Genomic DNA, 20,516 nt, shown 5'->3' with positions numbered 1-20,516 from the left:
TCGTAAACGATGTCATATATACTGTCAATATAAATAAAAAACATGACTTAACGTTCCTTTTGAGCTACTTAAATACTTCTATCTGTTTTCATCTTTTATCTACCTTTTCTCAGACAGTAGACTTCTTGCATAACCTAAGCAGAAAAAAGGCAAATAGTTATTATAGCTCTAAGTTTACCGACACCGTCATGCAAGTAGCCCCTTCTCCTGTCATCCGAGTAGCTTGACACTGGTTCCTTTATGATGATGTTATCCCAGTACCCCTGTGATGTCATTCCAGTCTGGAATCTAGTCTTTATTATGCAGCCACTTATTTAAAGTTAAGTTTTCTGGATCCAAGTAGTCAGGGCACTGGGATGACATCATCCTTTTTTTGGGATTCCAGCGTCACGCGCTGGAATGACATCACAGGGGCATTGGAATGACACCTCTCTTGGGCTCTTTTAGCTACAAACATTAAGAAATTTACCAAACGAAAAAAAAGGCAAAAGAAGCCCTAGTCATTGTCTATTTTCAGTATTGGCGTTTTTAAGTCTTAAACGCTGCAATTTAGCTGCTTTTAAATGCAACTAACCTTAGCTTTAATATTTAAGAAATTTACCAGGCAGAAAAAAAAGGCATAGAAAACCCGCAGTAGCTAGTTATTCACTCTCTATTTTAAAATTTGACGTTGGGTGATGTCTTGAACGCTTTATAAGCGCGTTTCAGCTTATATAGGTAAAAACCTAGAAATTTGATAAAGACATAAGGTACACATAGTGCAAAAAATTAAGCATAGTACGCCAAATACAAGTTTTCTTGTCGTTTTAATCTGCACAGATTGGGAAGTTAAATAATATAGCTTCAGTTTCATGATAAGGGCGCTGGCGGAGTTTGTCAAGTAAGTTTTTTCGTTTCTATTCCTAATAAAAGTTTGTTATATGGTTATGCAAGAAGTCTAATATAATTACAGCAAATTACTTTATTTTCTTAATCACCTGCTTTTCTCTTGCTATTGCAAGGCTTTTTTCTGGTACATCCTCAACTATAACACTACCTGCTGCAATTACAGATTCATCATGAATATTAAGCGGCGCAATTAGTGAGCTATTGGCGCCAACAAAGCAATTGCTCCCTATATTCGTTTCATATTTATTTTTCCCATCATAATTACAAACAATAGTGCCTGCTCCTATATTACTCCCCTGCCCTACTTTAGCATTTCCTATATAACTTAAGTGTTTTATTCTAGTGTTTTGACCAACTTCACTTGTTTTCACTTCCACAAAATTTCCTATTTTTGCCTTATTACCAATTGTTGTGTTTCCGCGTATTCTGGTAAATGGACCGACCTCAGCATTACTTTTAATTAAGCAGTTTTCTAAATACAAAAATGGCAGCATTTTCGCACCAGACTCTATTTTCACTCCAGGACCAAAAAAAACGTATGGGTAAATCACTGAATCTCTGGCAATTTGCGTATCAAGAGAAAAGAAAACAGTCTCTGGCGCAACAAGTGTTACTCCGGCGTCGGTAAAAATTTTTCTTTTATTTTCTTGAAAGTAAAATTCAGCTTTTATAAGGTCATTTCTGTTATTTATTCCCGTTGCTTCTTCTCCACCCGTAATAACGTAACCGACATTTAAATTACTCTTCACTGCAATGGAAACTATATCGGTCAAATAATATTCATGAGTTGAGCTATTGCACTCTATTTTCTCCACCAATTCACGTAAATTCTTTGCATATGCAACCATTATTCCAGCATTGGCAAGAAACTCTTCATGATTATTTTTATCACTCTTTGCTTCTACGATTTCTCTTAAGGAACCATTCTCAATGATTAACCTACCATATTCTTTATTGCTTGCCCTAAAACCTAGGCAAACTAGAGCCTTGCCTTCTAAATAACTAATCATTTTAGTTATTGTGCTGCTTTTTATGAGCGGAGTATCTCCATACTGCACAACAACTATGTTCGAATCTGGCAATTCTTTCAGGTTTCTCATCGCAGTTTTGACTGCATCCCCCGTGCCGAGTGTTGATTCTTGTGTAATTAACTGTATATCCTCAAAGCACTTTAGTCTTTCAATTAAAGGCTGATCAACTACAACAGCAATATTTTCAGGATTTAACTGTTTTGCATTGTAAATGACATGCTGAAGCATGGAAAAATTGCCTATTTCGTGCAGAACCTTAGGCAAATCTGAATTCATCCGCCTGCCATGCCCGGCAGCAAGTATGATAAAAGTATGAGCTTTATTTATCACTTATCTTAAAGATGAAAAATGAAAACCATAATGATCAAGCCAACTGATTTTGTTATCGTAAAAGCTTCTTAGGTCGCTGATTTGATATTTTAGCATCGCAAGCCTTTCTATACCAATGCCAAACGCAAAACCGTTGTATTTAGTATGGTCTATTCCAACATTTTGAAAGACATTTGGATGCACCATACCACATCCAAGCACTTCTATCCATTTACTACCTTTATAACTTATGTCCACTTCCGCAGAGGGTTCAGTAAAAGGAAAAAAACTATTACGAAAACGTATCTTCAGCCCTTTATCTCCAAAAAACTTATTAAGGAAGTGATGAATAGTAAATTTTAACTGGCCCATATTGACGTTTTCATCGACATATAACCCTTCTATCTGGTGAAACATAGGAGTATGAGTTGCATCAAAGTCATTTCTGTATACCCTACCAGGGGCTACTATTTTAATTGGGAATTTTTTTGTTTTTTCCATGGTTCTAATCTGTACAGATGAAGTGTGAGTGCGCAGTACCATTCTTTTATCGTTTATTTTATTCTTTAAGTAGAAGGTATCTTGCTCCTCTCGCGCAGGATGATGACTTGGAGTATTCAGTGCATCAAATACATAAAATTCATCTTCAATATCAGGGCCATCAACTGCTTTAAAACCCATATGTGCAAAAATAAGCTTTACTTCATTTATAACTTTACTGAGTGGATGGATCTTGCCGATTTTTTCTGGTCTAACAGGCAACGTAATATCAACTGCCTCGTTCTGCAATTTAAAGTTAACTTCTTCTGTTTTTAGCACATTTTCCCTATTCATGATAAGATGATCTATCTTATCACGTAAAGCATTAATAACTGCGCCTAAATCACGCTTTTTCTCTGCATTTTCTATCTTTTTTAAGTTATCAAAATACGCTCTAACTACACCCTTTTTTCCCAAATATAATAGTCTAACTTTTTCTAAATCTTGCAAAAAAGAAGCATTCTCAATTTCGGAAACTGCTTTATCTTCAAGTGAAAGTATGTCATCTAATAACTCTTTATTCATCTTAAAAACGCTGGCTTAAACTTTCATTATAGTGAAATTTTAAATATCATCAACAATCCGAAAAATTGCCCTATTCTGATTATTAATTTATTGACTGATTAATCTTTTTTATTTACCTTTGCGTTGATGAATTTGCTGTATCAACTATGCACAACAGTAATACTGAAACTAAGAATAAGTATAAAATAGAGGATTTACCTAAGCTCTTTAAGGAAAAATCCAGAAACATAAGTAAAGCATTTTCTAGCGAAACAATTAAGATCAGTACTATTCGCTCGAGAAGTATTGAAAGTAATATACAAGAATTTTCATTTGAGCTAACAGCAACAGATAAAGACACCTTTAATATAAGATTATTTCGAATAAACTCTTTAATTAATTTTTTCAAAATCTGCCTTTCCCGGGAAAAAAATTTTACAGCAAACATAAAAGTGCCCAAAGAAAGCAGTGAACTATATAATAACTACTGTAAAACTAACAGTTATAAAACTGTAGAAGAATTCGTAAATAATGCTCCGCCTCAAATCCTTCTGCAGGGCACAACGATAACGCTACAAACAGACGTTGAAAACATTAACCTGGACAACTTGCACCAAATCGAGTTATTTCTAAATGAAAAGCTACAACATACAGAAAAAACTGAAAATGAAGACAAAAAAGAACAGAGTGAGACTAACCAAAAAAACGCACAAAATAGACAAATCGTACCAGTTACAGGCCTGTTTGGCTATAATTTAACAAGTAGTAAAAAGCAAGTGATGCGGGTTCCAATAGTTGTTGCTGCAATGCGTGACAATTTTTTTTGGTTTGGATCTTCTTTTCGGCTACCCAATTTTTTTAATACAATACAATTCTTCTTTCAACAGCCACCAAAACTGTCCATACGAAACCAGAGGGCTTTGACTTACCATCCAACACTTCAAGAGACAAAACAGGACAAGGTAACACAAAAAGATGGAATCGACGAAAGAAGAATAGAAGACGTCACAATGCTTATTTCTGATTTCGGTCAAATTACTTCGCACACAGAGTATTTTAAAGCTAATAGAAAAAAATCGAAAAAGCAAGCTCAAGAACTACCAGAAGAAGAAAAACAACCTACCATAAAACAAGCACGAAATGATGCTAGAGTAGCTATGATAGATAACCAGATTGAGCGCAGGGGAAAAAAACTCGATGAAATATTTATTGAAGTGATGAGTGGGTACAAAAATCAAGATCCAGAAACATTTCGCAATATTTTTAGCTCAGTATTCAATATTGTTTACTTTCAAGATAAACAATTACATGCAATCTTAGAGCCAGGCGAAATATCAGAAGTATTACAGATACTCGAAAGGCCACAACCTCTTAGTAACTCACTTTTAGGTAGAGAATATTTACAAAAACAAGTATATAGAAAAAAAGAGCAATTGCTTAAATTAGTTTCAGGTGTTTATATACAACAACCTTCTCCACAACATGAAAATACTCCTCACAAATCTACAAACCCTTTACCAATTAAAGATCTTTCACCAGCAACAAATGAAGCTAAAACTCTACCACCTACTAACATTACACTCAAATCATCATTAAAAACTGTATTTTCCTCAAAAAAGGCTTATTTTTGTCTATTTATAATAGTAGCATCTGCATCGACACTTTGCTTATGGCATTTTCCGTTAGGAAAAGTGTCAATGTTAAAAGGATTAGTACCACCAGAAAAAAGAGAAAGTATTGGGCTAGCATTGAACATAGGACTACCAATATTAATCGCGCTGTGTATTTTGAATTTAGCTCGCTTTATATATTCTGAATATTCTGTAGAATCTATTGAACAGAACAAATCTCCTTCTCGCATTTAAACTTACCCAAAATAGACTTCTTTCAAAATTGTTAGAGGGAGTGTAAGATGAAGTATTTGAAAGCATGAAATATAAGGAAATAGAAAAGTTAGAAGGAGAAAAGTTTCGACGTTTAACAGGGGTAAAAAAAGCAACATTTGAGCGAATGGTAGAAATTCTAGAAGTGGAGGATAAAAGAAAAAAAGCTAGAAGTGGAAGAAAAAGTAAACTTTGCATAGAAGACAGGCTACTTATGGCACTGGAATATATAAGAGAATATCGTACATATTTTCATATTGGGCAAAGCTATGGCATGAGTGAAAGTAACAGTTTTAAAATAATAAGATAGGTAGAAGACATATTAATAAAACATCCAGATTTTGCATTACCAGGAAAAAAAGAGCTATTAAAGAGTGATGTAGAATATGAAGTTTTAGTAATAGACGGAACTGAAACGCCAGTAGAGAGACCAAAAAAAAGCAAAAGCCCTTCTACTCTGGAAAGAAAAAAAGGCATACTATAAAAACACAAATAGTAACAGAGAAGAAGAGTAAAAAAGTCATATGCACATCTTTCTCGAATGGTAGAAAACACGATTTTCGGATGTTTAGAGAATCAAAGGTAGCAATATTACCGGACACCAAAATCTTAGCTGATGCCGGCTACAGGGGAATGCAGAAGATACACAAAAATGTTGTATTACCGCACAGGAAAATGAAAAAGAATCCGTTAAGCAAAGAACAAAAAAAAGAGAACAGGGCACTTATGAGCCAAAGGGCAATTGTTGAAAACGTAATTGGCTTATTGAAAAGGTTTAAAATCATCTCGGACAGGTATAGAAACCGACGAAAACGTTTTGGTTTAAGGTTTAATTTGATTGCTGCAATTCACAATTTTGAGCTCCATACATGAATTTTGAAAGAAGTCTAATGTAAACAAGTTGTCCTAAGAGATCTTTCATGGTAAAATTATTTATTTTCACCATATGTTTAAAGGAATTATCACGGATATCGGGACTATAACTGATACTACCACCCACTCCAACTCTTTCCATATCAAAACACAAAATTTATCCTCTATAAGTAAAGGAGATTCAATAGCTTGCTCTGGTGTGTGTTTAACTGTTGTTGATATAATGAGCGATATATTTACAGTCCAAGTGTCTCAAGAAACTATGAAGGTTGCTAACTTAAATACGTGGAAAATAGGGGAAAAAATAAACCTAGAACAAGCAATGAGATTAAGTGATAAGATCGATGGCCACCTAGTTCAGGGTCATGTTGACGGGATAGTAAAAATTTTAACAATTGAGCGAAATTTAGATTCTCATGAAATCAAGCTATCGTGCTCACAAGAATTAATTAAATTTGTTGCAAAAAAAGGCTCCGTTACACTAGATGGGGTTTCTCTCACAGTGAACTCAGTTATCATCAGACCCCTTTCGAAATTTGTTTGTGGTGAGAAATTTTTAGGAGAAGCACAGGCGAGCACCGCAGAATACTTAAATGTATTTGAGGAGCACAGTCAAGCTTTGACAACAAAATTGCCATCAGAAATCGAATTTCAAAAGGGGTCTGCCGAATTTACAGTAAATATAATTCCCTACACATGGGAAAATACAACTTTTCAGTACAACAAAGTAGATGATTATCTGAATTTAGAAATTGACATGATCGCTAGGTATTTAGATCAACTGATGCAGCATAAATACAATTAATTTTACAACCTCGTTATTTATAACTATTATATCTTGAAAACCATACAGATATAAAATATGCTTTTCGATAGTCTAATTATCTTCATTGTTGTTCTATGTGTAATAATCTCGGTAACTAGAGGCTTCATAAAAGAGCTATGCGCACTAATGTTTCTATTTTTATCAGTTTTTCTGACAGCTAATCACTATGATTTTTTCACTCTAAATTATAGTAAATATTTTGATTCTAAAGTTACATTAAACATACTTTCTACAATCTCTGTATTTATTATACTTAATATTATATTGATGATAATAAATAACTGGCTAATGTACATATTATCGCCCATAAGATTGGGGTTTATCGATAGAGTTACTGGAATCTTTCTCGGAGTGCTTAAAGGAATATTGCTCTCTTATGTATTATTTTTTGCTGTGCACTTATATTGCTACACAGTATATGACAAAAAAGAGGGAGAGTCTAAAATAGAAGCAGAAGACATATTGCCTAATTGGATAATAAATTCACACTCTTATCAGACTCTATTTGTGACAGCAGAAGAAGTAATTGACATATATGTACCAGAGTCGTTGATACTAAAAATAAAAGAGATCGGTGGAGAAATGGTTGATCAAGAAAAACCCAAAAACAATAAAAAAGAAGAGTAAATATTCATTTATAAACATGTTCATTGCTGTACAAGAATTATGGCAATTCTCAATCAGCTCAAGCCAAACTCCTTTTTCATACCATCTCTTAAGCTGCGTATATATACTTCTGATAATACTTTTATGCCAACTTTGTAAATCAAGTTTATTTCTGTGAGTAGCTACAATTTAAAGACCTTGCTTCATCAATGTAATGGAACAAAACCTTTTTAGTAAGTTCAAAACCCTCTAAAGTCTCTCCTTCGCATCTTGCTGTAATGCAGTTTTGCGTATTTGATACCCTAAGAAGCCACCAACCTTTATTATCGGTTACTTTAACACCATCAAGATCTGAAAATACAATATTTTGCTGCTCCAGTGTTTTCTTTATTGATTCAATTATTTGAAACTTTTTCTCATCTTTCACTACAATCTTCACTTCATGAGTGATATATAACTTTGGTAAATCCTCAATCACCTGAGATAGGCTTTGGTTTTTCTTAAGTAAGATATCAACTGCTTTAACAGCAGAATATAGTCCATCATCAAAACCCAGCTCAGAAAAGAAGAAGTGCCCGCTTAATTCACCAGCAAACTTTGCCTCTTCCTCTACCATCTTCTTCTTAACCAGTGAATGTCCAGTAGCACAGGTAATAACTTGCCCTCCTAACTTGCTAACAAAATCATGCACTTTCATACTCATTTTTACGTTAGCAATAACTTTGCTTTCTGGATATTCCTCCAACACTTCACGTGCAAAAATTATAAATAAATGGTCATTGGAAACAACGTTGCCTTTATTATCAATTAAGCGCACCCTATCGCTATCACCATCTAGCGCAATGCCAAGATCACATTCACATTCCTTCACAATGTCAATTAATTGAGCGAGGTTCTTTTCCTCTATGGGATCTGGATCATGCAGTGGAAATGCCCCATCTATAGAGTTATTGGTTACGATGTGCGTATGACCGGGCAAGATCTTTTCAATATACCTTATAATTCCACTTGCTGGACTATTTCCACAATCCCAGGCTATTTTTAATTTCTGTGTAGTATCGTTCTTCACTGCACTTTTTAATATGCTAATGTACTCACCATGTATATTTATGTTAATTAAGCTTCCAATTCTTGTACTGTTTTTAATTGGACTGCTTATAATTTCCTTCATTTCTTGATCTGAGAAGACTTTTTTATTACTAAAAAATTTAAAGCCATTATATTCGCTGGGGTTATGAGAGGCAGTTATTATGATACCAAGATCCGCCTGTGTGATTTGTGTTGCAGCGTAAAGCATAGGTGAAGAGCATAGTCCAACGCGTATAACATTTGCACCGGATAAAGTTAAGCCCCTCATTAATTCTCTTTCTATACCTGGTGAATCTATTCTACTATCGTAGCCGACACAAACACTAGCTACGGTTTGGCCAAACTTTCTACCTATCTCGTACCCATCATTAATCTGCAAGTCTTTGCCTATTATACCTCTAATATCGTATTTTCTTATAATGGTATTGTCCATACTGTACTTCTTGAAGTGACTACTATATAACATTTTGGCCAAATGCTCAAGTTTATTTATCCAACAATTAGTTGACTTTTTAAAGAAATCTGTTAATATTATAGTATATTTTTTAAAATGTAAAATTATGCCACAGGAAAACGAAAATGTATTTATAGCTGAAAGTCAAAGTTTAGATGTAGATGAACAGCAGAAAAAGGATATTTTAGATGTGATTGAATCTTGTAGCAGCTTTCAAGAGACTATAAAACAATTGGAGGAAAAAATTTAATCTGGTATTTTATTGGCCCTTTACGCAAAGATGAGAACATTACAGGACAGATAAATTTAAAGTGGGAAAAGGAGTTCCAAAAATTTGAGCAATCAATAAATGAAACACATAGAGAATTTGAAGCATCTTTACCAAATCAAAATTTCTTAGAACCTGTTCATAATCTTTTGAGGAACAAAGCAGTGAAAGCAAGAACTACCATTTGCAAGCTGGTGTTGAGTTTACGCTCGCAATTTTTCCATAACCGTCTACATTTTTCCAACCAAGCAAAAGAACGCTCTACAACCCATCTTTTTGGCAATACAGCAAAGGTATGTAATTCACTGCGTTTTATTACCTCAACAGTTGCACCAATAGTTGCTTTTATTTGTGTTGCAAAATTCTCTCCCGTATAGCCTGCATCAACCAGTACATTTTTAACTCCCGAGAGGTTTTCTTTTGCATTTTCTACCATTCTCACAGCACTGCTACGGTCAGTTATCTCTGCTGTTGTTACATAAATTGCATGTGGCAAACCTTGCGTATCTACTGCAATATGGCGTTTTATTCCTGAAATCTTTTTGCCTGCATCGTAGCCTTTTTCTTCAGCAGTATCTGCATTTTTTACACTCTGTGCATCAATTATGCAGAAGCTGGTTTTTTCTTTCCGACCATTGTTTTGTCGGACTACGCCAACTATTTTTTTTTAACACCAGCTCCAGAACACTTTCTTTATTTGCATCTGGTTTTTCACTCCACTTCTTAAAATAGTCGTAACAATTGCGCCATTTTGGAAACTCTTTTGGTAGCATTCTCCACTGACAAACGCTTTTCAGAACGTATAACACTCCACAAAATACATCATACAAATCAAGTTTTCTTGGTTTTGTTTTTTTTCTACAGGACTCTAGATCTGGTAATATAATCTCAAATCTTTCCCGACTTATATTACTTGGGTATAAACTCCTCATATATCCTAACTTATATACATTATCTCTTAGTTTATTCCTTTCTTGAGATCATGTACAGGTTCTTAGGCATTTTTTACTGTAGATTAATCATTTGATTATAGTATCATTTTAATTAAGCTTATGTTTTGAACATTTATGAAAAATATTTTATATTTCATACTATTAGTTGTTGTATTTGGATCACTGAGCCTGTTTGCCATAGAGCAGCGTGAAGAAAAGAAAATTGGGTCAGTTCATAAAAACGAAAATGTAGGTGCAAGAAAGCAAGATTTACTGAGCAGTACAAATCAAAAAGATGAGTTGAAAAGCAACGTCGATGCTAAACAAACACAAGAGGCTGAGAGCAAAAGATTAGACGACACTACCGATAAAGAGAAGCTGCAACACAACGAGAATAAAGCTTCCGTGGTTGAAAAAACTATAAGTGGGGGTGAAAAGATTGATAAAGATTTGCCAAATGACCCGCTAGAAGAAAGCACAGACAAATTTGCTCGAAATTTACCAAATGTGGCCAATAAAGAAGTGAATAAAGATTTAAAACCAGAGCCTTTGCCTTTAAGTGCTGATTTAAATGAGAATACAGCTAACCCGCAAAAAAATCTACAAGCTGATCAGAAGATTGATATAAAAGATAATGAACTTTCAAAAAGTGATGCGAGTCAATTATCAGAAGAAAAAAAAGAAGAAGTAGGAAGTCAGTCTGAAGAAAAAAAAGTGAAAGAAATAAACAATAATTCTAAGGACCGCAATAGAGTAAAACCTATAACTAAAAAAGATGAAGAAGAGCAAAGTGAAAAGAAAAATTTACAAAAATGGACAAAGCTAAACAGAGAACCAATAAAAGAATGGGGTCATAAAGATATACAAAGCAAGTCAATATATAAACGACAATATGATAGCCTTAATGAGCATCTTCCTACAACTATATTTATTGACGATTACAGTAAACAATTTTTTTACTGCATTAAGAAGAACAACTTAACTTGCTTAAGAGGAGTAATAAGTAAGCTAGAAAAAATTGGATTAACAATTCAAGAGATACTAAGATTTAGAAATAAATTGGGTGATACTCCTCTCATTTATTCAGTTAAACAAGGTGAGGTAGACATAGTGCGCTTTCTCTTATTACAAGGCGCTGATCTTAGAGTAGTTAATAATAATTTTCAATCCTCAATTGATATAGCAATCGAAAAAAAGCAAGTCAAGATAATAAATGCGATTGCTGAAATGATGCCACATCTTTTGGAGGATAGAAAAATAGACAATAAAGAAAGCTCAGCAATGTACGATTGGGCTGTGAAAACGAAAGAAATACAGTGCGATAAGCAAGATGATTAGATTCTTGATATTAATTTTAGTTGGTCATTTATGTTATGGAAACGAAATAAATGATGAAAAAAATCCGATTAGTGATTTTTTAAACGCTCTGCATGATGTAAAATATGTATCTTATAGTAAAAAAGACTTTGCTGAATTTTTGGTGCAGTGCCACAAAGAGGGCGTGCCAGAAGATTTTAAGAAAGGTTTTGGTTCTAACTTAAATGGAGCTAATTTTAGTCAATTATATCTCAATAAATCTGTTTTTGATGGAGTAAGTCTAATTGGTGCTGATTTTTCTAACACCGATTTATCAGATGTGTCTTTCATTGATGTTGATTTACGTGGTGCTAATTTCTCCAATGCTAATTTACATGGCATTAAAATAAAAGGTACAAATTTGAGTTTTACAAAATTTGTTTCTGCAAATTTAACAGATATCGTATTTGACCAGTCCAATGTTAGTTATGCTGATTTTATCAGTTCCGATCTCAAAAAAGTAAGTATGCACAATGTAATTGGTGTGCATACTAATTTCTCGAATGTGAAAATGAGTTTTTCTAGCTTATCAAACTCGAATGTTAGCTACGTAAATTTTAGTGATAGTGAAATAAACGATACCGTTATGCAGAAAAACAACCTTGATAATGCAAGTTTCTTTGGAGTGGATGCATATAAATTAAAGATACAATTTTCTTCATTAAAAAATGCTAACATATATGGTGCAGAGTTAAAAGAATCAGACTTTACAGGTAGCAATCTTTCCGATGCCTGCCTTAATTCTTCTATCATAATTGACAGTAACTTCGACGAAACTAATTTAAGCAACACACAAATTTCCTATGTGAATGACGATAATTCAAGTTTTGTTCAATCTATACTAAATGGTTCCAAGATAAAACATGCATATGTTTCTGAAACAAATCTTCAGGATGCTGATTTATCCAATATTGATTTTAGTTTTAGTGAACTGCATCAAGTTAATGTCTCTAATGCTGACATTCGTCATGGAAAGTTTCATAATACTAAAGTTGCGAATTCTAACATGAATGGCTCATTTTTTGACCATTCACTATTTACCTCTGCAAAGATAGAAGATTCAGACCTTTCTACAACTTCAATGTATAAGATAAAAATCCAAGACTCTCAAGTTTATAACAGTACGCTTTCTCGCCATAATATTGATTCCAGTGAAATAGAAAATTCAACATTCTTTAATTTATTAGCTGATAATTCGAGTTGGTCCAATTTAAAAGTAACTAATTCAAATTTTATTGAAAGCGATTTCAGATCTTCTTTGCTTCACGCTAATGCCTTTAGGAAAACTAGTTTTTTTCTTAGCAATTTGAGCAATTCAACAATTAGTGATATGTCTTTTCACTCTTCAAGCATATATAAAAGTTCAGTTGCTGATGTTCACTTAACAGGTTGCAAATTTGATAATTCAATTTTGATTGACAATCAAGGGCAGGAGAAACTCACAGGTTCAGGAAATGCTATAACTTCAATTGAAGATTTGCAAGAGAAAATATCACAGGGTGAAAAATTTAATGTAAATTATTCTTACTTTGAATTTAAGGATATGAATTTAGAAAATGCCGATTTTTCTAATTCAACATTGAGTAGAGCAAAGTTTGTAAACGTTAATTTGAATAAGGCAAATCTTGAAAAAACCGATTTGCGCTATACTGTCTTTGATAACTCTTCTCTTATTGGCACCAACTTATCAAATTCTAATTTAGAAGGTTCTAGCTTCTTAAACTCTGATCCAAAAAGCGCCATGTTAAAAAATGCAAAGAAAAATGACCGTAAAAAGTGAGGGCGTATTATTGGTTCTATCCTCCCCTTCTGGAGCTGGAAAAACTACTATATCAGCAAAATTACTTGAGCAATCAACTAATTTAGTTAGGTCTGTTTCTATGACTACGCGCAAGCCTCGCTCCGGCGAAATAAATGGAAAAGACTATTTTTTCGTTACCGAAGAAAAATTTCACGAGTTATGCAAAGCTGGCCAAATGCTTGAATACGCCAAAGTTTTTGAGAATTTTTATGGTATACCAAGAAATTTTATAGAGCAAAACTTAAGCAATGGAATAAGCGTTTTACTCAGCATAGACTGGCAAGGAGCATTTCACTTATTCAAGCTCATGAGAAAAAAAGTTGTAAGTGTTTTTATACTTCCCCCTTCAATGGAAGAGCTTAGGTTGCGTTTGCAAAAGCGTAATAGTGATGATGCAAGCGAAATAGAGCGCAGATTAGCCGAAGCTCAAAAAGAGATAAGCAAACGTGATAAATATGATTATGTAATAATCAATGATGATATTGATAAAAGTGTAGAAGAGATAAGCTCCATACTAAATAAAGAAAGACTTAAAAAACTAAAAGAAAAACCAAGTCTGGAAGACTTATAAAAAATCAATTTGGATATTTGCAGCTATAGTTTCTTATCCTATTTTAGCCAGTAGCACGTTTCGCAGTTTAGCTATATTTATTATTTTTTAAGATTAAATGGTTAAAATAGTAGACAACTGTTCAAGTGAGGTTTAACTATGACGGCAAATTTTCTCACAGAAATTAATTTTCTGCCTTCTTACCTGCCTTTCTATCTGTATTTCAACTACATATAGCTAAAAGTAACTTAGGTTTACCGAAATATGTTTATGGTTAATTATAGGCGATATCTTAAGTTGTCATTCCAGCGCGTGACGCTGGAATCCAGATTTTTTAGACTGGATCCTATGGTCAAGCCATAGGATGACAGAAGCGGGCTTTGTTAGCTATATACAACGTTTGACTTAATTAAAAAAATTGAATCTTAGCTGACAACTTAAATAGCTTTTAATATTGAGGTTTTAGTATGAGTATAGATCTAAGTGCACTAGCTACTAATGCAAAAAAATTAGATGAATACATAGATAAAAATGAAAAGCAAGAGCGGGATAGAAAAGACGAACAATTGTATGGCATTATAGAGAGAAAGGTAAAAAAAGAAGAACACAAGCGTGAAAAACCAAGAAGTCGAGATGGAACCCTCAAGAAGTGTAAAAGGTTATTCAAGGAAGGTGCTAGTCCTGAAGTATTAACTAAATTAGAAGAATCACTTAGAGAACAAGAAAAATATTATAGGTATTATGTCCAATGCTTCCTTCCAGTGCTAGATGAAGCAATAGAACGATCGAAAAAAATATCAAATGAAACAAAAAAGCAAGTAATTTCTAAAATTACTGACAATAGCAGATATTGTTTTACCCACAACCGTAGGGACAGCGAAACAGAGAGTGGCTACGGTAGCGATGTTGAAGATGATCATAAAGTAGAAATAAGCAACGAAATAACAAATAACAATGCTCTATTACTAAAAGCGATCAAAAATGGAAATAACAGGAAATTAAAAAAATATCTAAAAGATTGTACGGATATTAGCAGCATAAAAGCTGAAGAAGGGAAAAATATTTTACACCTCATTGCGTCGTTGGAAAAGAAACAGAAATGCAAGTTTCTGGGTACCCTAATAAAAACGGTCACCAAGAAAGATTTAGCACAACTCATTAATAGTGAAAATCAGGACGGAAAAACCCCTTTTCAGGTAGCACTAATTAACAAGGTAACAAAAGAAAAACATGAGTCTAATACAATTCGAAGTAACGATAACACACTTAAGTTTCTTACAAAATTGTTAGAGCATGGAGCCAGCTCTGATAATTTAGAATTATCTACAGAAAAATTACAAGACTTAAAAGAAGAGCAAAAGACATACTATCGTAATTTCTTAGAAAAATTAGCAGAGCAAGGAAAGAAATCTAAATTAAAGCCAGAAATAAGAATCAATACAGAAGCAAAAATTAAAGAAATTATACCACATACCATAAATACTCCAGATAGTAATGATAATTATCTATTACATCCAGTAATTAAAAATAGTGATAAAAAACTTTTTAAAGAACTATTGGAAAAAGGGGCGGATATTAGCCTTAAAGACACAGATGGTAATAATGCTTTACACTTGATTGTTAAACCTGAAACAAAACAAAAACTTAAACTTCTCAATATATTGCTAGAAGCAAGCCAAAAAGAACAATTTATAAAAGCTGTAAATGATAAAAAAGAAGGGCAAACACCGCTCCATCAGGTACTCCAGCGCATACAAGAAAAGAATAAAGAACCTTCATTGAAAAATAAAATAAAAAATGTAGTAAAAAAAGAATTTAAGGATACTGGCAGGTATAAAGCCTTAGAGTTATTTCTACAAAATGGTGCAGATATTACTGTGCAAGATAAAGATGAAAAAAATGCTCTGCACTATATTGCTTCATTCAAAGGAGAACAAAAAGTTGCATGTTTGGAATTGATTTTAGGTTTAGTAAAAGAAAGAAAAATATCTGAAGATCAATTAAGAGAGGCTGTGAATGCACCTAATGGAGAAGAGAACACACCCCTAGAATTGGCATTAAAGAAAAAAGCAGAAAAAAGAAGTATCGAATACTTACCGCAAGGAACAATTTTTGATACAGCAGCTGCTTATGACAATACAACAAAATTTTGTACAATGCTGCTAGAAATAGGCGCTGATCCCTGTTCTCTGGAGCTGAAAGATCCAAAATTCCATACTAAAAAGTACTATTTAACTTTACGAGATCTAAAAGATTATTCAGGGACTCCACAGAAAGCACAGGAGAAAGCTAAAGAACTAAAAGAGAAGCTTGAGGAAAAATACCACTGTAAAACTGCTTCAAAAAAATGCAAGTCTGGCATTAAAGAAGCAGGTTCTGGTATAAGAAAAGGAGTATCTGTTGTAGCAGGATTCATAGATCCGGCAAAAAGGACCCGCGAACTGTTAGCAATCACGATAACGATTACTGTTATTGCAATGGTAACATTTGCTTTCTTTCAGGGTCAAATGGCAATTGGAGCAGCCATTCCTATCATAGCTACTGCTGGAGTTATATGTCTTACTCTCACTTTAGGGTTTGATGGTATTAAGAAACTTTTTGAAAAATCGACCAACAAAGCACAGGACACATTTAACGACAAAAATCGCTCTAATTCAACAACAGAGCAGAATCAAGCTTCGAAGAACCCTATTGACAATGATCAACAGAATTTAGGAAATGATTCTGAAGACCTGGCAGCAAAAAGACAACAAAATCAATCAGAGCATACAGAAAACCCAGCTACCAAAATGAGCGATATATCAATACTACGTCAATTCATAAATAAGCTAGATGGGCTAATTGTATCCGTTTAGCAGAGTGGCAAAATAGGTAGACAAGATAAACCAAAAAATCAAGAAAAAGTGAGTTTACAAGTTTACAACAAATGGTGTCATGCAAGTAGCTGACACACAACTTGTATCTTTCACTATGTAAGATATTAGAGCTAAAATATCTTACAGGAAGGGTGAAGCTGACGCACAACTGATGCCAACAAGGCCGACGTACAGATTTGCTCCCCTTCCACGTAGAGTTAAAAGACTGAACAGTATCTTTGGAATTATATCCCGTATTTACAAGGTTGGTCTAAACTCTCAGTTTTATTTATAGTTTTGGAGACGGGTTTATGCAAGTAAATGCTATTTTAGGTGTAGACATTTCTAAACAAAAATTTGATGCTTGTTTGTTGGTAGGCAGCAAAGAACGACATAAAGTTTTTCACAACAACAAGGAGGGCTTTGAAAAGCTTGTAGCTTGGTGCAATAATCATGAAGCAAAACTTATTCATCTATGTCTCGAGGCAACTGGTTGCTATAGTGAAGATTTGGTTAACTTTATGTACGATCTGGGATATAATGTAAGTGTGGCAAACCCAGAAAGCTTTTGGCAAAAGTGAGCTACTGAGAAACAAAACAGATAAGTCAGACGCTGCCATGATTGCTAGGTTTTGTATTGCTAATAAACCTAATCTTTGGAAACCTGCTCCTCTTGAAGTTAGGTGTTTAAGAGAACTTTATCGTTGTTTGCAAACGCTCAAAGATGACAAGTTGCAACAAACGAATCGCTTAGAAAACAAAAACATGTATTCCAGTTGTAAACAAGCCATACTTGAAGTAATTGCTACAATAGAAACACAAATTGCTGCGCTAGAGAGAGAAATTAATAGGCATATAGATAACCATCCACACCTAAAAAATATGATAGAAAATATCAAGACTGTAAAAGGTGTAGGACATCTTACTGCTATAGCTGTTGTTGCGGAAATGCCATCAGTTGATAATTTTGATCATGCTAGGCAATTCACAGCCTTTGCTGGTTTAAATCCACAGCATTATCGATCAGGATCATCCGTAAGTAAAAAAAGTCGAATATGTAAAATAGGATCTGAGCGTATTCGCAAAGCTCTTTATATGCCAGCTATAGTAGCCAAGAATCATAATTCTCACTTTCAAAAGTTTTGCCAACGTTTAGAAAGTAAAGGAAAATGCCCAATGGTTATAATTGTTGCGCTGATGAGAAAACTAATGCATGTATTTTTTGGTATTCTTAAAAACAATCAACCATTCAATGGTGGTTTAGTTAAGTGACTCATTGACATGAGAAAGTTGCTTACCTTTTCTAACTCTTTGACCAGAGATAGTAGAGTTTTTACTGAGAAATGTAACAAATAGGTCAGCTTCCCTAAATTAGTGTAGCTGTGCGTCCGCACAAACTTAAAGCACAGCTACACTAATCAATGGAATTTAAATTCGGTTTAAAAAGTTTTTTAAAATTACTATTGACATGAAAGACAGTATCTGTACGAACATTGTCTACCGGAAGTGTTAAAAAAACATAGTTGATATAACGATCATTAAGAGAAAAACCCCTCTTTCCCATCATATAAATACAACTTATCCATTCTCACCACGTCAAAGCTATTTTCCTCGAGTTTGATTAGCAAGTTATTTACATCACTATTTGTAATAGCTTGCTTTTCATTATTTGCGATAAACCTACAGGTTATTTGGTCTCTTAAAGATTTTGAACTTCCTGGCCAAATTGCAAGTCCTTTTGAGTATATTGCTATCATTTGCAGATTACTTGATTCAAATAACTTTACTACTTGATCAAAATTGCTGGATTTGTTCCAAGCAAGCGTTATATCGCTACCCACTAGTTTTTTAATCTTATAATCCTGTTCATAATTATCCTGTATTTTATCCACTTTACTATTTGGATCACTGCCAATTATAAGCTCAGATAATGTTTTCGGTTTTTTTCCTAGATTATCTATAACAGCTTCTGCAAATTCTTTTGTACCAACTTTCTGTTTACTCCTTTTCTCCTTATATAAATCGGCAGTGTGTATTCCATCCTCCAAAGTCTTGAGCCATGCATCGTAAATTAGTTTTGCAGTACTCACTTGACCGATGTAGACCAACATATGCACTGCAGCATTTAAAAGACCAGAAGGATTAGCTATGTTTTTTCCTGCAATATCAGGAGCAGAACCGTGCACTGCTTCAAACATTGCATATTCATTACCTATATTGCTACTTCCAGCGAGTCCCACAGATCCAGAGGTTTGCGCCACAATGTCCGATAATATATCGCCATATAAGTTCTCGGTTACTATAACATCGAAATTCTCCGGTTCTGTGGCAACACGTGCCATGCCAATATCAACTATATAATGTTCTGCCTTTATGTCCGGGTATTCCTTTGCAATGCGATCAAACGCTGCATGGAAAGTTCCGTCAGTCATTTTCATTATGTTATCTTTAGTAAGACAAGTTACCTTCTTTCTACTATGTTTTTTTGCATATTCAAAAGCGTACCTGCATATCTTCTCTGAGCCAGATCTAGTAATAATTTTAGTGCATTGGTAAGAGTCACCAGTGAGCCTGTGCTCTATTCCGGTGTAAACGTCCTCTTCATTTTCGCGTATCACTACGATATCAAACTTATCGAATTTATTTTCTATAACAGGATGATATGAAATACACGGCCTGATGTTTGCATATAACCCTAGATTTTTTCTCAGTGCAACGTTCAAGCTTTTGTGGCCTTTACCTTGCGGAGTTGTTGTTGGAGATTTAAGTAATATCTTTGTCCTTTCAATAGACTCCCAACCACTTGGAGAAATTCCGTGAGACCATTCCTTACTATAAACACGCTCACCTATTTCAATAATATCTATTGAGATCTTTGCTTCCGCTTCGCGCAATATCGACAGCACCGCTTCCATAATCTCTGGTCCGATACCGTCACCATATGCAACTGTGATTGGTGTTGACATAACTTCCTTAACTGTAAATGATTTAATGTTAATTCAAATAATAGAGTGGCACAAGTAGCTAATATTACCCATATTAGTATATTTACGGTTATGTAATAAAATACTTTTATATTAGTCAGTAAAATATAGGTGGGTTATGGATACTGAAATAAATGTTAAAGTAAATTATGTAGGATTCACAAGGCGTACTGTAGCAGTAATACTTGACTGTATCATACTGTACTTTCCTTTACTCATTTTGATCTTGTCTATTGCATTACAAGACAATAGTGAGATCTATGTTGATCTTCTTGATGAAACTAAACAATCAACATATTTCTATTATGAAATCTTTGCATCAGCGCTGTGCACAGTATTAGAAATACTAATGATAACAAAACTTGGTGGTACTCCAGGAAAGCTGTTGTGTGGCATGTATATCAAAGATGTAGGTACACTTAAAAGTACCACCCTAACACAAGCAGCAGTGAGAAGTATTTCTCAGACAATTTTCTCGATTATTTCTTCTTTGCTGACTCACTATGTTTCTCGGTGGTCTATAATTTTACCAATTTTAGTTTTAATATTTGCGATATTCGACCGGCGCAAGCAGACTTTTTATGATAAAATTGCAAAAACAGTAGTAATAGACTATAAACCTAGTTGATATTTTTCTTTAGCTGTCTGCCACCAAGGGTGTCATTCCAGCGCGTGACGCTGGAATCCTAAAAAAGGATGATGTCATCCCAGTCTGGGATCCAGAAAACTTAACTTTAAATAAGTGGCTGCATAATAAAGACTAGATC

At 34.0% G+C, this 20,516-nt stretch carries 14 protein-coding genes and 2 pseudogenes; 11 read left to right on the top strand and 5 right to left on the bottom strand.

Annotated elements, in window-relative coordinates:
* Positions 1 to 956: 956 nt before the first annotated feature.
* Complete coding sequence (glmU, locus tag AABM58_RS04910) at positions 957 to 2,249, bottom strand: bifunctional UDP-N-acetylglucosamine diphosphorylase/glucosamine-1-phosphate N-acetyltransferase GlmU (RefSeq protein ID WP_338406546.1); 1,293 nt, start codon at positions 2,247 to 2,249, stop codon at positions 957 to 959.
* Positions 2,250 to 3,293, bottom strand: a complete 1,044-nt coding sequence (gene pheS / locus AABM58_RS04905; RefSeq protein ID WP_338406545.1) for a phenylalanine--tRNA ligase subunit alpha — start codon at positions 3,291 to 3,293, stop codon at positions 2,250 to 2,252. It abuts the gene before it with no gap.
* A gap of 146 nt (positions 3,294 to 3,439) precedes the next feature.
* Between pheS and AABM58_RS04900 the strand changes: the two genes are divergently transcribed.
* The 4 genes and pseudogenes from AABM58_RS04900 to AABM58_RS04885 all read left to right on the top strand — a co-directional run bounded on the left by AABM58_RS04900 (position 3,440) and on the right by AABM58_RS04885 (position 7,481).
* The gene (locus AABM58_RS04900; protein WP_338406544.1) at positions 3,440 to 5,137 is read left to right on the top strand and encodes a hypothetical protein; all 1,698 of its coding nucleotides are present in this window, start codon (positions 3,440 to 3,442) and stop codon (positions 5,135 to 5,137) included.
* A gap of 64 nt (positions 5,138 to 5,201) precedes the next feature.
* A pseudogene (locus AABM58_RS04895) lies at positions 5,202 to 6,028 on the top strand (IS5 family transposase).
* Positions 6,029 to 6,101: 73 nt separating this feature from the next.
* The gene (locus AABM58_RS04890) at positions 6,102 to 6,833 is read left to right on the top strand and encodes a riboflavin synthase (RefSeq protein WP_338406543.1); all 732 of its coding nucleotides are present in this window, start codon (positions 6,102 to 6,104) and stop codon (positions 6,831 to 6,833) included.
* A 57-nt stretch (positions 6,834 to 6,890) separates the two neighbouring features.
* Complete coding sequence (locus AABM58_RS04885; protein ID WP_338406542.1) at positions 6,891 to 7,481, top strand: CvpA family protein; 591 nt, start codon at positions 6,891 to 6,893, stop codon at positions 7,479 to 7,481.
* A 145-nt stretch (positions 7,482 to 7,626) separates the two neighbouring features.
* Here the strand turns inward: AABM58_RS04885 and AABM58_RS04880 are convergent, their stop codons facing one another.
* Entirely contained in the window at positions 7,627 to 8,982 is a 1,356-nt protein-coding gene (locus AABM58_RS04880) for a phosphomannomutase/phosphoglucomutase (protein WP_338406541.1), read from the bottom strand.
* Between the two features lie 127 nt (positions 8,983 to 9,109).
* On the opposite strand from AABM58_RS04880, the gene AABM58_RS04875 reads away from it, so the two are divergent.
* Positions 9,110 to 9,253: a hypothetical protein gene (locus AABM58_RS04875; protein ID WP_338406540.1), complete on the top strand. Its 144-nt coding sequence runs from the start codon at positions 9,110 to 9,112 to the stop codon at positions 9,251 to 9,253.
* A gap of 157 nt (positions 9,254 to 9,410) precedes the next feature.
* Here AABM58_RS04875 and AABM58_RS04870 read toward each other — a convergent pair.
* A protein-coding gene (locus AABM58_RS04870; protein ID WP_338405927.1) for an IS5 family transposase occupies positions 9,411 to 10,203 on the bottom strand; the annotation gives its coding sequence in 2 pieces (ribosomal slippage) (positions 9,411 to 9,938 and positions 9,940 to 10,203; 792 coding nt in all).
* 135 nt (positions 10,204 to 10,338) lie between these two features.
* Here AABM58_RS04870 and AABM58_RS04865 point away from each other — a divergent pair.
* From AABM58_RS04865 to AABM58_RS04840, 5 genes and pseudogenes are all read left to right on the top strand, one after another.
* Positions 10,339 to 11,541, top strand: a complete 1,203-nt coding sequence (locus AABM58_RS04865) for an ankyrin repeat domain-containing protein (RefSeq protein ID WP_338406539.1) — start codon at positions 10,339 to 10,341, stop codon at positions 11,539 to 11,541.
* The gene (locus tag AABM58_RS04860; protein ID WP_338406538.1) at positions 11,534 to 13,339 is read left to right on the top strand and encodes a pentapeptide repeat-containing protein; all 1,806 of its coding nucleotides are present in this window, start codon (positions 11,534 to 11,536) and stop codon (positions 13,337 to 13,339) included. Before AABM58_RS04865 ends, AABM58_RS04860 begins: the two co-directional genes overlap by 8 nt.
* On the top strand, positions 13,323 to 13,931 hold the full coding sequence (gene gmk / locus AABM58_RS04855; RefSeq protein WP_338406537.1) for a guanylate kinase: 609 nt from the start codon (positions 13,323 to 13,325) through the stop codon (positions 13,929 to 13,931). The genes AABM58_RS04860 and gmk overlap by 17 nt, the downstream gene beginning before the upstream one ends.
* Before the next feature lie 446 nt (positions 13,932 to 14,377).
* Entirely contained in the window at positions 14,378 to 16,765 is a 2,388-nt protein-coding gene (locus AABM58_RS04850) for an ankyrin repeat domain-containing protein (protein ID WP_338406536.1), read from the top strand.
* Between the two features lie 311 nt (positions 16,766 to 17,076).
* Positions 17,077 to 18,037 (top strand): annotated as a pseudogene (locus AABM58_RS04840) (IS110 family transposase).
* Positions 18,038 to 18,303: 266 nt separating this feature from the next.
* On the opposite strand, the gene icd reads toward AABM58_RS04840, so the two are convergent.
* A complete protein-coding gene (icd, locus tag AABM58_RS04835; protein WP_338406535.1) occupies positions 18,304 to 19,731 on the bottom strand; it encodes an isocitrate dehydrogenase in 1,428 nt (475 codons plus the stop codon).
* A gap of 136 nt (positions 19,732 to 19,867) precedes the next feature.
* Here icd and AABM58_RS04830 point away from each other — a divergent pair, with 136 nt between their 5' ends.
* Positions 19,868 to 20,377 carry an RDD family protein gene (locus tag AABM58_RS04830; protein ID WP_338406534.1) on the top strand — a complete coding sequence of 170 codons (510 nt, stop codon included), beginning with the start codon at positions 19,868 to 19,870 and terminating at the stop codon, positions 20,375 to 20,377.
* Positions 20,378 to 20,516: the final 139 nt, after the last annotated feature.

The sequence above is a fragment of the Wolbachia endosymbiont (group A) of Longitarsus flavicornis genome, assembly GCF_963931955.1.
Classification (GTDB): domain Bacteria; phylum Pseudomonadota; class Alphaproteobacteria; order Rickettsiales; family Anaplasmataceae; genus Wolbachia.
The sequence above is the reverse complement of the archived record's forward strand: the minus strand, read 5'-3'. Positions and strand labels throughout refer to the sequence as shown.

Excerpts from the sequence above, each read along its gene's own strand:
- AABM58_RS04865 (WP_338406539.1), top strand. The coding sequence starts at position 10,339 with ATGAAAAATATTTTATATTTCATACTATTAGTTGTTGTATTTGGATCA.
- AABM58_RS04900 (WP_338406544.1), top strand. The coding sequence starts at position 3,440 with ATGCACAACAGTAATACTGAAACTAAGAATAAGTATAAAATAGAGGAT.
- pheS (WP_338406545.1), bottom strand. The coding sequence starts at position 3,293 with ATGAATAAAGAGTTATTAGATGACATACTTTCACTTGAAGATAAAGCA.
- icd (WP_338406535.1), bottom strand. The coding sequence starts at position 19,731 with ATGTCAACACCAATCACAGTTGCATATGGTGACGGTATCGGACCAGAG.
- AABM58_RS04890 (WP_338406543.1), top strand. The coding sequence starts at position 6,102 with ATGTTTAAAGGAATTATCACGGATATCGGGACTATAACTGATACTACC.
- AABM58_RS04875 (WP_338406540.1), top strand. The coding sequence starts at position 9,110 with ATGCCACAGGAAAACGAAAATGTATTTATAGCTGAAAGTCAAAGTTTA.
- AABM58_RS04850 (WP_338406536.1), top strand. The coding sequence starts at position 14,378 with ATGAGTATAGATCTAAGTGCACTAGCTACTAATGCAAAAAAATTAGAT.
- AABM58_RS04885 (WP_338406542.1), top strand. The coding sequence starts at position 6,891 with ATGCTTTTCGATAGTCTAATTATCTTCATTGTTGTTCTATGTGTAATA.
- gmk (WP_338406537.1), top strand. The coding sequence starts at position 13,323 with ATGACCGTAAAAAGTGAGGGCGTATTATTGGTTCTATCCTCCCCTTCT.
- AABM58_RS04880 (WP_338406541.1), bottom strand. The coding sequence starts at position 8,982 with ATGGACAATACCATTATAAGAAAATACGATATTAGAGGTATAATAGGC.
- AABM58_RS04860 (WP_338406538.1), top strand. The coding sequence starts at position 11,534 with ATGATTAGATTCTTGATATTAATTTTAGTTGGTCATTTATGTTATGGA.
- AABM58_RS04830 (WP_338406534.1), top strand. The coding sequence starts at position 19,868 with ATGGATACTGAAATAAATGTTAAAGTAAATTATGTAGGATTCACAAGG.